Genomic DNA, 13758 nt, shown 5'->3' on the forward strand with positions numbered 1-13758 from the left:
ATCTGGTATCTTTCTGTTTCGGTCAGTTGTGTATAGGCCATAGTGCATTCTCCTGTGGCGGGAAAGATGCCTACTATAGCAACTGACCGCCCTTCTGAAAAATTGCACTTATTAGTCGAATCCGCCATGGATAATAAAAATATAGTGAGTATTAAAAATAACGATATAGATATAAAAATTATTTGCTTACATATAAGTCTTACTGGCCCTTCTGTTTACATAAGCAAATAAAAATAGATGTGTTTATAAAATTAGCATAAAAATCACCAAGCAAAGCCGGAAAGATCCTTATAATCTTCCGGCCTTCTTATGATCTATTTTGGTGCATACTCACGGTAAGCCCGCGCCGACTAGAGCTTACCGATGGCATCCTTATAAAAGAATGAATCCAATGGTTTAATTCCGTCTCAAAAAAATCCAGGTTATTGCCAGGGTTATATTTCTTAGAAAATGAAATTTTCTTTATCCATTGAGCAGGACAATATTATTGGATATGACTCTTAATGATGTTTTTCATCCACATGAAGAAAATATGATTTTAAAAACGATAAAGAGTATATTTTTTATTTCCAAATTAAGCAATAAATGAATCGGAAGATGGGTTATTCCACTTTTCAGAAAAGATCTCTCAAAAATATTAAAAACACCAGTAGTAAACTGGTTATTTATGGGTTATTTTTGAACAGTAAAATCTCTGAGTGATGTTGATAAATATTTCGATAAGCTTAGAAATGCTAATAAAAACAATCCATTCTTTAACATCTAGATTTATTAAGAGGAAAATTTTATGAAGAGAAAAGATATTTTAGAAAAATTAGATTTTATTGAAAAAGAGTTGGATATCAAATTACCTCATTCAGGAAGTTGAACCAAATTATTTCTTAATTGGTCAAGATGGTGATCTTGGTTATTTTATATATGCAAAAAAAGATAAGTAAAGCGATGTTATTTATAGTTTAGGAATATCTAAAAGTCAACCAAGATAATGAATTAGGACTATCTTGGCTGACTTTTTATATAGTTAGCTCTTCTGGCGCGGGTACTGTTGTCGGATAGTGCGGGTATCGATAATTCAGAAAATGTAATCTTCTTAAGAGAATCCGATAATGGTGTTAGTACAATAGTAAAGAATCAAGGTAATCATCACGGATATACTGATGCAATGCTCTGGATAAAATAAATCTAAATCAATCAATTAATACCATATCTAAACAAGTGACTCACATACACAATATAGCTAAAAAAGGCATGGAGAATGGTATTATTATTAGATCCAAAGAGATGTATAACACTAATATTTTTGAGAAAGACGTAAATCAAATAGGCAGACAAAGAGTTTTTGATCTCTGGGGTAAAATTTTAAGATAATTCAATATGAGTGAGATAATAAATTTTTATATGGAAACCCATTGAATTTTTTAAAATTTCGGATTTTTTATCCGGTTCTATCGAAGAGTTTAATGAATATGAAATGATTGATAATAAAGATAGGGCATTAAAGCTTCTTTTCGATCAAGACATACCAGATAATTATATGGTTTGGAGTGATTTTTTCTCTAATCTGGTATCCGAGTTTTATCTTCATAAGGATTATAAAAAAGCAGAAAAGGATATCCTTAATAGAGTTAAAAATATCTACCAAGGATCAAGTTAAAAAATATTAGAAAAAGAAAATGATATCTTATAAGAAAGAAACAAGGGTTGGTTGATAACATAGAATACGATAATTCTCTAAATGAAGTCAATGACGAATGTAATGACATGTTAAATATGATAAGCATTTATCGATATTTATTTTCTTTTAATCAAGACGCTAAATTAGAAGCAATATTTTCTCTGTTCAAAAAAGGAGTTATGCCGTGCGGTATAAAGAAAGACAAAAAGGCATGAGTTATTTTCAACCCCAAACCCACCGCCAGATCGGAGCCTTCACCACAACATTATAAGGCAGTGATATACCGGCTTTCAGAGCGCTTTCGAGTACCGTTTCAACTGTTGCCAAGGTAAACGTCTGCCCCTCTAACGTGCCGGTGAAGGTCGAGCGGCGGGAGAACTATTTTTTCAACATGCTAGTTTCCCCTACACATCAACAGCCCATTATCAAAAACACTGCCCATCACCACTTGGCCAGCCAACGGTGCCGCGACGCTGATTGCCGCCAACATCTGGCCATGGCTTTGGTGAATCACCTGAGCGCGTTCTGTTTCCCCATTTGGGGCAATCGCCAACTGCCAGACCAGAGATGGTGAACGCACTTGCGCATCCTTTTGGTACGCCGCCAGTTTCAGCAGTTGTGGGTGTGCGGCCACCAATAACCTGTCCCTTTTTTCATCAGGCATAATATTGTCTACCCCGTGCAAGCCGGTTACCCGACTCAGTAACATAGGTGCCGTCCCACCTGGTTGCCATGCCCAACTGCTTAGGGCACCGCTTGTGGTTTCCGCCACATACAGCCGTTCCCGTTGTCGGTCATAATAAATACCGTTCGCAAAGTGCAACCCATCGAGCAATGTGTGCACCCCAGAGTCATCGATCAGTAATACGCGCGCGAGTGGCAAACGCAGGTAATCTTCAATGCGGCCGAGCAGACCGGAATACGCGTGATCCCGTGTGAGCAACCAGTGGGTTTTATCAATAATACTGATATCATTGATATTTTTTCCAACACTGCGTGACAACGCAGGTTGATAAACCAGCCGCATTGCTGCACGTTCAAAACGGAAAACGTCAATACGGTCCCCTTGATGACGATGGTTCACCACGTAAACCCAGGTGTTTCCCTCCTGTTGCCATACGTCTATACCATGCGGGAAAAATTCCGCTGGATAATCTCCTGGCAGCAGCAAAGGTGCCTGTCCCGGTTGTAAGTAATAGAGGGTACCTGACACATTACCATGGCGGTTAAGACTGCTAATTAACGCACCGCCATCTTGCAACGGCACGATATCTTCAGCTCCGTTGACACCCTCTATTTTTCTACACTGCTGCATGTGAATATCTTGAACGCTGTAGAAAACGCCCGCATCAAATAGCAGATTGATCGTATACGCCAATGCAGCAATAACCAGTACAATACCTATCAGCTTTTTCATCAGGCTTCCACTTCAGCAGGTGAATAAAATTGCTGATTCACTGCGTCCACGCCCTGCTCTGCCAAGACATTGATCACAGCCAGGTAATGTTCCAGCAGCTCGGCAGCTATATGCGCAGAGAAGTAACGCTCCTGATAGTCCAGCTCGATTGACAACCCTTCAGCCATTTCCACTACGTTCACCATTAGCGGGAACTCAACCGCACTGACGGGCAGCATTGACAGGCTAGCTTGCCACTGGCGCATTTCGGTCAGCGGTGCATGAGGTTCAACATTGAACGTTGCCAGCACAGGGAATTGCACGCCTTCGCCATGGAAACAATGAGCTGGTAATGCTGGCGCATCACGCTGAGCCAACGCAGCTTGATATATCGCAGCAACAAATTCAGACAGTGACGAGCTGGCGGCGCTGTCAAAACAAAACGGCATCAAACTGACACATTGCCCCACAAGCCCTTCACTCCGTTCAAAATCCCGACCGGAATTCGGTACAGCGACAGGCAGCAAAGAGTGACCAATAAACCTCTCTAAGGTCAACACAAACAAGGCGCTCAACATCACAAAACGAGTTACCCGTAGCTTTGCGGCAGCTTTCCGTAACTGAGACGGTAATCCTGGGTAATCTACTCCCCCTTTTAAGCGCTTACCTTGATATGGTGCTACTTGCTGAATAACCAGTAACGCACGCGCAGGGTTCAAACGCTGTGCTGGTAGTTTAGACAAGTACTGGGCAATGAGGGCAGTATTTGCCGTCTTTTCCGCATGTATAAAGCGCAAATAGCTTGGTGCTGCCGCCAGTTCAAGCAACTGCCCTGCCACTATGGAATCATATATATGGAGTAGTTCGCGCAGCATCACCATAAATGACCAACCATCTGCAACTGTATGGTGCGCGGCCAAGGCCAGCGTTGAGCCGCCGACATGCCGTAACAGTAATACACGAGCCAATGGAGCAGTTAACAAGGTGAACGATTGAGCCGCAAACGCCGCCAATCGGGCATTATTTTCTGCCTGTTCACTGCATTCTTCGGTAAAATCTACGCCACCTACGCAAGATGCCATGACCTGCAACTCGCCGGTGCCGTTGAACTGCATACGCAATGCTTCATGGCGTTCACTCAATAAAGTCCAGGCTTGGCGCATCATGGAACCATCGATCTGACGAGCCGTTTCGATGACGCAACCAATGTTACCCGCACGTAGCCCCAACTCCCCCTCAGCGGCCAGCAGTGTAAAACGCTGTTGGCGGTCAGTGGCAGGGTAAGACGTATTAGGTTGCAAACCATCCTCACCGAAGAAGCCATCGGCACGCATGGCATTGAGGCTTTCTTTAACCGCAGTGATAAACAGCTTAATATCCTGTGTGGTGTGCGCGGTGGACACAAAGCAGTTACGGCCTTCCCAAATAAAGATGCCGCGCAACATGAGATGATAGAACAAGATGTCGTAGTTACCGCTAAATTTGAAACGGAACAAACTGCCAGCGGAAACAATTTCGATCGGAGTTCCCGTCGCCGCAAACCAGGTGTTGAGCGTTTGCGCGAGGTCGTTCGTTTTCTGGTTGATATCGTCATAGAGTCCAGGGTGGTTCTTGATATATTCGAGTACCGCTTTGCTCGCGGCCATGGTCAGCGGGTGTTTGGAGAACGTCCCCGCAAAGAAAATCAGCTCGGCCTGTGGCCAAGACTCATCGCCATATTGCCAGAAGCCACCATCGATACTGTCCATAAAGCGTGCAGAGCCAGCAATAACACCAATTGGCATACCGCCACCGACAATTTTCCCATAGGTAGCAATATCTGCTTTCACGCCGTAATACGCCTGTGCGCCACCGGCAGCCAAACGGAAACCGGTAATCACCTCGTCGAACATCAAGGCGATATCGTGTTCAGCCGTCAATTTACGCAGCGTATGCAAATATTCGCGCGGTTGATGGTTGGGATACCGGCTTTGCACCGGCTCAACGATGACCGCTGCTAATTGATCGGCGTATTTAGCAATCAGTACCAGGCTCTCTTCACTGCCATACTCAAGTACCAGCAGATCCTCTACCAGTGACGCGGGTGTACCGGCAGCAATAGGTATCGCGTGCTCTGGTGTCTCCCCTCCCTGTTGGCGCCCCAAAATGCCGTCAAACACACCGTGATAAGAACCGCTAAACAGCGCCACTTTATTTTTGCCTGTCACAGCGCGCGCCAAGCGTACGGCGCTCATTACCGCTTCAGAACCAGAATTACAGAAAGCCACGCGCTGCTGACCCGTCAGCTCTGCGATCAGCGTTGCCACCTCACCAGCAAGGGAGCTCTGTGGCCCAATTTGCATGCCTTGGGACAACTGCGCGGCAACGGCTTGCTGCACGCATTCCGGCGCATGCCCTAACAGGTTGGCACCAAATCCCATAGTGAAGTCAATGTATTCATTGCCATCCGCATCCCAGATACGGGCACCTTGCGAACGCACTCCGACCAAAGGATAGAGCATTTCTTTCGTGGATAAACGGAAGCCCGCGGATGCTCGGTTATCGGCCAAGACGGCGCGGAATTGTTGGGCATTATGTTTCGAACTTGCCGTTTTCCTGACAAATTGCTCAGTCAGTTGCTGAATATGTCTGTCACGTTCGGCCCCCAGCGAAGCCTTTTGGGTTTCCTTTTTAAACCAACTGTTGTGCGCACCGGCTTTAGTCGGTGTTGCATTGGTCTGTGCCTTATCCGTAACCGTAGGTTTAACCACCAGTGGCTGCGGGAGTGCCGCCACTGGTGCACTGGCCTCTACAGCCGGCAGGGCCGGAGCGGGTTGAACTATGCCGCCATTGAGTAAGCGAAGCTGTTGTGACATGATCTCTAACTGCCGTGCAATCAAGCCTTGCAGTGCTTCAGGAGCCGCAACCGATACCGTCCCCCCGAGTTCGCCCGCATGAACCGATGCAGGTACTACCGTGGGTTCCGCACATGGCATAACGGGCATAGCACCGCGATTTTCATTGACCGGAGCAACGGGTTCCGTCACCTGGGCATGCTCCACGACATAGTGGAGCACCGCATCCAACGTATTTAACTCTTCAAACAGTGAGCGCATAGGGATCGCGACCCCGTAACGATCTTTAATGGTATTGATTACATCCAACAGAACCAACGAATCCGCGCCCATTTCCAGAAAAGGCAGATCGTCATCCAAATCCTCGGGCAGTGCCCCAAGATACCCGGCTATAATCGCTTTTATTTCGCTCCGTAATTGGTGGTGGTGTGACATAACGTCCTCATGTGAAGATGATGGCTGCATTAACTTTTCATCCACCAACCAGTAGGTTTTTTTACAAAATTGGATGGCTGGCAGCGTCAACGCCTCACGGCCCATTGCGAGGTACAGCCTGTACCACTCGATGTCATGCCCGTGTTGCCACAATGAGCCAAGCAGCGTCAGCAGTGATTGATATTCATGTCGATGGTCAGCCGCGACCAATACGTGTTGCCCACGGTCTGTCACAACAACAAATTTGCCCAGCGAACTGTCTGCACTCAGATCCACAAACGTATATTTCTCTTCTTCAAACAGTGCCCAAATTCCTTGCAAAAAGTGAACCGGTTGCCGAATTTGCTGGGCCCAGTAGTCAGCCGTCGTATATTGGCGTACCTTGCCGTCAAGGTTGCTGTAGAAAGGCAGATTCCCTTTTTTAAAATCAACGTGTTGCGTTAGCCAGAGTTGATACTCTGACAAGATGGGGTCCATCAGGTGAGAATGGAATGCGTTGGCGGTTTTAATGCGCCGGGCATGACCGCCCATCCCAGAAATGTCTTTCAGACAGGCTTCAATCGCCGCAGTACTCCCTGTAATGGTTGTCAGCGTCGGCGTATTAAACGCAGCAATGGCAACCTCTCCTGCCCATGGGGCGATGTAGCGACGAACCTCATCTTCACCGCTGAACACCACGGCCATCGCGCCATGTTGGGTCAGACTGGCCATCAAGTGGGCGCGTTGGTGAACCATTGCCAGCCCGTGCTCCAACGATATTTGACCGGCAACAACCGCGGCGCAATATTCACCCAGGCTATGACCAATCACGGCCACTGGGCGTAACCCGAGCTGCATCAAACTCTCTGCTATGGCATAGCTGCACGCAAACAGGGACAACTGACAAGTTTTAGCACAGCGCTGCCAGCTGTCGTCTTGGGCATGTAGCGCCTGGCGGATATCGATTTGATAACGTTGTAAAACTGTATCAGCCAGTTGGTCAAAGCACTTGCGGTAATATGGCAGATGCTGATACAAGGCTGCCCCCATGCCAATTTGTTGCGTTCCCTGCCCAGGGAATAACCAGACCTGAGGCTGCGCTTTGCCCGCTTTGCTACCGCTGATTTGCATCAGGTTCTCGGCCAATTGCTGGCGGTTGGCCCCAAAGGCAAACCCACGGTAGCGTGGGTGGTCATAACGGGTATTGACCAGACGGCACCACGCCGAGACGTCAGCATCACGTTGCAACTGCAAGCTGCGGTATACACCGTCACGCTGGGCGTTAAAACCCTGTTCTTCATGCGAGGCCACCAGCAGTAACGTTAACGGTAACGCTTCCTCTTCACCTTTTGCCGCCTGTGGACAGTCACGCAGGATCACGTGACCATTGGTTCCCCCAAAGCCAAAACTACTGACGCCTGCATAGCGTTGGCCCTCAGCCGACTCCCATCCACAACTGCGGTTCCCCGCTACCGAAACTCGGCGGCTAATGGCGGCAATATGAGGATTGATTTGTTTGAAATTTAAATGAGGTACACGCTGTTGGTAGTGCAGCATCAAGGCCACTTTTACAACCCCAAGCACGCCTGCGGCTACTTCCAAATGACCAATGTTCGTCTTGATCGACCCCACCTGCACCGCTGCGGGTTGATGGCGTTGCGCGAACACCGCCTCCAGCGCTTGAAATTCAATCAGGTCGCCCAATGCCGTACCGGTACCATGTGCTTCCACGTAATCGATATGGTTGCTATTGATGCCCGCCTCGGCCTGCGCTCGTGCGATAACCGCCTGTTGTGATAGGCCATTCGGCGCAGTGATCCCATTGCTACGACCATCCTGATTGATGGCACTCGCTACCAGAGTGGCATAAACCCGGTCACCATCGGTCAGTGCTTGTGCCAGTGGTTTTAAAATGACGATGCCACATCCTTCACCGCGCACATATCCGTCGGCCCGTGCGTCGAAGGTTTTACACTGACCATCTGGCGCCAACATATGCGCCTGCGTAAAGACGGTCTGTAAATGCGGTGTCAGAGCCAAGTTCACGCCGCCAGCGATAGCCAGCGTACTACGCCCCGAACGTAGGCTTTGTATCGCCGCGTCAATCGCGACCAGAGAAGAGGAACAGGCCGTATCAATTGCGACACTTGGCCCTTTGAAATCATAAATATAGGAAATGCGGTTAGCCGCAATGCTGTGCGCATTACCCAACCCGCTATAGGCAGAAACCCGATCGCCCGAGAGCAAAGCATAATCACTGGCGCTGATACCAATAAACACCCCGGTATCACTTCCCCGCAAGGCGGAGGCCTTTAACCCCGCATCAGTTAATGCCTGCTGCACGGTTTCTAACAACAAGCGATGTTGCGGATCAATATACTCAGCCTCACGCGGCGAAATCCCAAAATAGCCAGCGTCAAATTCACTTACGGTGTCAAAGAAACTGCCTTTACAATTAAAACCGCTTAACGCCGAACCCGCCCAACGGTGAGCGGGAATATCTCCGGTCGTACTTTGTCCTTGTTGTAGCAACGACCATAACGCCTGAACGCCGCTGTGCCCCGGCAATTCAACCCCGATTCCTATCACCGCGATAGCATCGTCAGTGATAGCCACCGTAGCCCCGGCTTTTTGCTCCGCAGGCTGCAACAGTGCCACGGCCAGTTTATTGATGGTCGGATAATCGTAAATCAACGATGGAGAAAGCTCACGGCCCAGATGCTGTTCCAATTCACCTATCACACCAACGGCCTGCAACGAGTTCAGCCCAAATGTCGTGAACGCATCATCCCAATGCTGTTGGTTAACGGTCCTGTTAACCGCCGTACTGATAATACCTGCAATAAATGACGCTAGCGCCGGCACACTGTGAAACATACCACCATCTGTACAGGCCGGTTGTGGTTGAACCGCTCGGCTGCTCCATCGCACAACTAATGCATCCTGTTGGTACATTGCCTTGGCACAAGTTCGTTGCAGTTTGCCACTGGTCGTGCGTGGAATCGCCCGTCGACCAACCCATACCCACTCACCCAGTGTTATGCCATGCCGGTCTGCCACTGCTGCATTCAGGCGGTCGTTTAACGCTGCTGTATCAACAGACTCTTTGGCGCGTTCCGGGATTTCCAGCAAGGCAACGGCCTGCTCTGTCTGCGCAATGTCACTGGCAAAAACACAGACAGTGGCATCGGCCAGCAGAGCATCAGCGTTCCGGATCGTTTCTTCAATATCCGTTGGGTAATGGTTCTGACCATTGACAATCAGGAGTTCTTTCACACGCCCAGTAACGTACAGCGATCCTCGCTGTTGGAACCCCAAATCACCACTGCGCAACCAGTGTGCCGATTCATTCTCGATCTGAGCATGGAAAGTAGCTTCTGTCGCAGCAGCATTATTCCAGTAACCGCTCGCAATGCTGGGCCCACGCAACCAGATTTCTCCCGTTTGTCCAGCCTCAAGCGCACGCAGGCTAACAGGGTCGACAATGCGTACTTCGGTATTTGGCAACGCCTGACCACAGCTGACAACACCGGGATCTTTTTCATCTTCATTGGTCACGACCATTCCCTGGCCTTTATCCATGCCGGTAACGATCAACGTGGTTTCCGCCATGCCATAGCAGGGTAAAAATGCCTTAGCGCGAAAGCCAGTATGGGCAAAATGCTCACCAAACTGGCGCAATGTAGCAGGACGAATAGGCTCAGCCCCGCAAAACGCCACATCCCAGAAGGAGAGATCTAAACCTTCAGCCTGTTGCTGGCTAATTTTACGCACGCAAAGATCGTACGCGAAATTGGGCCCCCCCGATGTAGTCGCACGATATTCTGAGATCTGTTTTAACCAGTTAAGCGGGTTTTTCATCAGCATCATCGGTGACATCACCCGGCATGGAAACGCCCCATACACGGGCTGTAACAGTCCACCGATAAGCCCCATGTCGTGGAAATGCGGCAGCCATATCATGCCGCGGCTTTCACTGTGATGACCAAAATAGTGGTGAATAGCCTGTGAGTTTGCCCACAGATTGCCATGGGTAACCATCACTCCCTTTGGCGTACCCGTGGAGCCTGAGGTGTATTGTAAAAATGCCAGATCGGTGTCAGTCATCTGCGCAGGATTAAATACCCCAGCAAAATGGCGTTCAAGACAATGAAGGCGATATCCCGCAGGCAGTGATATCGCTTCCGGTTTATCAAAAGTAAAAATAAGTGGAGGTGACGGTAAAGTCAGTTGTATTAACGTTTCGGTTCCTTTCCCGGTTGTTACAATAAATTCTGTTTTCGCATTGCGTAAAACGCCAATAAAACGCTCCCACCCATTTCCTGAGGATTTCGCTGGCATAGGGACCGGGACAGCAATCATCCCTGCATAAAGGCAGCCAAAAAACGCCCCAATAAAATCTTCACCGTCCGGATAAAGTAAAATAACCCTATCACCGCGCTGACCATATTGCTGAAGTGCGCTTGCTAATGATGCTGCGCGCTGGTGCAATTGCCCATAGCTTTGATTTTGTATCTCCCTAGAACTTCGTAAAAACTCAAATGCCGTCTTGTCGGTATGTTGAACAGCAAGTTCTGGCAATAGTTGGTTGAAGGAGTTAAATCCCCTGTTAAACAACTGGTGGGACGGCATAATGATTAGCTCTTTATTCTTTATATATGAAAAGTTAAATTAGCCTGAAATTATTTTGCAGCACGACCCGCCAGCAGATCGTTGCAGAAGTCATTCCATACTTTCAGCCACAGGTCTACTCGCTGTTCCATTTCATCAAAGCGATCTTCGGTAATCGCCTGACAGAATAAGATCCAAGCATCCTCAGAATGACCGTCTTCAATTGATTCACCGGTTTCGGTCTCTACGTGAATACTGTGATAACCGGTAGACACATCAATATCTGTCGCTACACCCACGCTTTTCGCCCAAGGAGTAGCAAAGTCGTGGAACACTGTTTCAGCAACGGCTAATAGTGCCACCAACTGAGGGTAGTCACCGTAGGCATTTTCAAATGTCGCGCGGCATGCCACTGAACTGGACATCGGAAACCAGGCTTTCACCTCATTCTCACTCATCCCCAATTGCTCGATGGTGTTGAAGAATTGCACATAGTGAGCCAGTGCTGGTTGCCCGTTATAGCCACTGTCAGAGCCTGTTCCTGGGTGGAAACCTAACTCATCTAGCAGGTTAATTTGCAGCAAAAAACGAGCTGCCATTTTTGCCCGCGCGCCCAAACGCCCTTCCAGCTGTTTTGCTGAGCTCAACGCTTCGATCACCGCATCGGTAAATACTTGGGCGAAGGCGTGATAAAACTCCAGATGGAATATCCTCATCTGGCTGATGTCGAACTCACCTCTATTCATCTTTAACAAAATTGGGTTTCTCATCAGCGGGTGTGCCTCAATGCGATCGATTAATCGCTTTGCAAACTGATGATTACGCTGATATTGGTTATTTTCGACGGTTGCAGCAATAGCATCCCTGCCGAGTTGACGCGCACTCGGTAATTTTTCCATGATTAAAATCTCAATATAAAGACTACGATTAATAGATTACAGGGCTAACACCTTGCCCACGGCCATTACAACTAATGCAAACATCCCACAGCTAAAAGGAATAACCTGAACATACTTGAACGGTAAATAAAAACACGAGGCAATCAATAATACAGGGATCCCGATAGAAAGAATCATCATGCAGATTGTTGCGTAATACTTGTAAATATAAGGAACCTGTAAATCGTCAATGTTCATACCGTATAACATAGAAATCAACGGCAACATGATAAAAGCAATATGAGCTAGCCTGAGCATCCTACGATTTAAGTCTGTATAGCTCTCATGACCTTTAGGTGCACGGAATGGCCCTTTAAAAGCATACATTCCTATTAACCCACCCATCATAATCCCGACAACAATACCCCCCCAACCAAAGGCAATCAGTATTTCTCTGAGATTAGCCACTGTATTTCTCCTGATTATTATTAATACATAAAGAAGATACTTATGATATAATAAGCACCTTTATAAAAATCCGTCTTGAAAAAATAATTATATAATCTTGGAGATATATAATTAGAAATCTGCAAATTGTTTTAGAATAATGAATCGGTTGTTCGAATCGTGGCATAGTAATACCATTCATGTCAATCTTAACCTCATTTACATCGTGTTACCCAATAAAGATATACCCTATGGATTTCAAGATGCATCGCGACGGCAAGGGAGTGAATCCCCGGGAGCATGGATAACTATGTGACCGGGGTGAGTGAGTGCAGCCAACAAAGAGGCAGCTTGAAATCCATAAGGTATATGTTGACCGTTTTAGGCGGTTTGATTGCTTACTGCCTTAAATGGAAGAAACCATCACTGAAAGTTTTCTACTCAGAAGACGATTTTTCAGTGACGGTTTAAACAGAATTCGGGTTATTTACAATGGTACCAATAAAGATACGAAGGTAAAAATTCAGTTTTTGTTCAAATTCTCCTAATAATCCATTTGAGTAATAGAATTAATCATTGAGTTAATTTATAAGATAAAAAATATAATCATCTGATAATTGCAAATTTATATTAGTTATATATAGCCAAGCAATGCAGCTTTAGCTATTGCCTGGAATTTATTCTTACAATCCAGTTTTTTAACGATATTCATTAGGTGAAAATCAACTGTACTTTTAGTGACACAAATGGTTGATGCAATTTCAATTGATGTCATCCCATCTGCGGTATACCTTAATACTTCTAATTCTCTATGTGAAAATGAGGTATTATCGATATAGAACGATTGTAAATACTTTGTGTGTGATGTTAAGTATCTTATTATCCTAATATATACTCCTAAAATTTCTCCACTACATTTATACATTGTCTCGTTATCAATAGGCCCATCTTTTCCCGCAACAGAAAATATTCCATAACTTCCTGAAAATGCAGGAAGACCAAAGGTGATCCCAGACCGAAATCCATATTTCTGATTTACATACCAAAGCTCTTGCCCATTAGATTTGGAAAAAAAATCCAAGTCCCATATTTTTGAAAAAGAAGGTGGCACAGGTCGGAAATTTAGAACTGGATCAATCATCCAATACTTTTTTTCTATGTAAACGGCTCTCCAAGATTCATGATAATTATTAAAGAAATACACGTCTCGGTTAGAGATAGGAAAGCGCGCTTTTAATAAAAGGGAGAACAAACTAAACCCCGAAATTTTGTTAATAAGCTCACAAATTTCATCCACAAAATGTGCATCTACGTCTAATTTATGAAAATTATAGGGTAAGGTATATGGTCGATAAATATTCATTCAACGTCCTCTTAAAAATTAAGAATATTGATAGTGAACCCTAATATTTATTATAGTATCAAAATTTACACTTAATAAAGAAAATAATTATTTACTGTTATACAGAAGCAAAATTTGATAAGCCACAATGTATTTTTCGT

At 46.2% G+C, this 13758-nt stretch carries 7 protein-coding genes and 1 pseudogene; 3 read left to right on the plus strand and 5 right to left on the minus strand.

Annotated features, from left to right (window positions below; all coding sequences use genetic code 11):
- The first annotated feature begins 66 nt into the window (after positions 1–66).
- Complete coding sequence (locus tag CKY02_RS24745; RefSeq protein WP_167405315.1) at positions 67–231, plus strand: hypothetical protein; 165 nt, start codon at positions 67–69, stop codon at positions 229–231.
- 1240 nt (positions 232–1471) lie between these two features.
- Positions 1472–1654: a hypothetical protein gene (locus tag CKY02_RS25800; protein WP_238399099.1), complete on the plus strand. Its 183-nt coding sequence runs from the start codon at positions 1472–1474 to the stop codon at positions 1652–1654.
- A 415-nt stretch (positions 1655–2069) separates the two neighbouring features.
- Here CKY02_RS25800 and CKY02_RS15260 read toward each other — a convergent pair whose 3' ends face one another.
- Genes CKY02_RS15260 through CKY02_RS15275 form a run of 4 tightly spaced genes read right to left on the minus strand, consistent with a single transcriptional unit; the run spans position 2070 to position 12276 of the window.
- A complete protein-coding gene (locus tag CKY02_RS15260) occupies positions 2070–3092 on the minus strand; it encodes an arylesterase (protein ID WP_112895947.1) in 1023 nt (340 codons plus the stop codon).
- Positions 3092–10951, minus strand: a complete 7860-nt coding sequence (locus CKY02_RS15265) for a type I polyketide synthase (protein ID WP_112895948.1) — start codon at positions 10949–10951, stop codon at positions 3092–3094. Before CKY02_RS15265 ends, CKY02_RS15260 begins: the two co-directional genes overlap by 1 nt.
- A 50-nt stretch (positions 10952–11001) precedes the next feature.
- Positions 11002–11829, minus strand: coding sequence for a hypothetical protein (locus CKY02_RS15270; protein ID WP_112895949.1), 828 nt, complete (start codon positions 11827–11829; stop codon positions 11002–11004).
- 36 nt (positions 11830–11865) lie between these two features.
- On the minus strand, positions 11866–12276 hold the full coding sequence (locus CKY02_RS15275) for a CorA family divalent cation transporter (protein ID WP_112895950.1): 411 nt from the start codon (positions 12274–12276) through the stop codon (positions 11866–11868).
- Positions 12277–12621: 345 nt separating this feature from the next.
- Here CKY02_RS15275 and CKY02_RS24750 point away from each other — a divergent pair.
- Positions 12622–12726: pseudogene (locus CKY02_RS24750) on the plus strand (IS982 family transposase); the annotation flags it as partial.
- Positions 12727–12889: 163 nt separating this feature from the next.
- Here the strand turns inward: CKY02_RS24750 and CKY02_RS15280 are convergent.
- A complete protein-coding gene (locus CKY02_RS15280) occupies positions 12890–13618 on the minus strand; it encodes a LuxR family transcriptional regulator (RefSeq protein ID WP_112895951.1) in 729 nt (242 codons plus the stop codon).
- Positions 13619–13758: the final 140 nt, after the last annotated feature.

This window comes from Photorhabdus bodei, from assembly GCF_003287735.1.
GTDB lineage: Bacteria > Pseudomonadota > Gammaproteobacteria > Enterobacterales > Enterobacteriaceae > Photorhabdus > Photorhabdus kayaii.

Bases quoted from the DNA above. Each gene is read 5' to 3' on its own strand.
- CKY02_RS25800 (WP_238399099.1), top strand. From the start codon at position 1,472: ATGATTGATAATAAAGATAGGGCATTAAAGCTTCTTTTCGATCAAGAC.
- CKY02_RS15260 (WP_112895947.1), bottom strand. From the start codon at position 3,092: ATGAAAAAGCTGATAGGTATTGTACTGGTTATTGCTGCATTGGCGTAT.
- CKY02_RS24745 (WP_167405315.1), top strand. From the start codon at position 67: ATGCCTACTATAGCAACTGACCGCCCTTCTGAAAAATTGCACTTATTA.
- CKY02_RS15280 (WP_112895951.1), bottom strand. From the start codon at position 13,618: ATGAATATTTATCGACCATATACCTTACCCTATAATTTTCATAAATTA.
- CKY02_RS15265 (WP_112895948.1), bottom strand. From the start codon at position 10,951: ATGCCGTCCCACCAGTTGTTTAACAGGGGATTTAACTCCTTCAACCAA.
- CKY02_RS15270 (WP_112895949.1), bottom strand. From the start codon at position 11,829: ATGGAAAAATTACCGAGTGCGCGTCAACTCGGCAGGGATGCTATTGCT.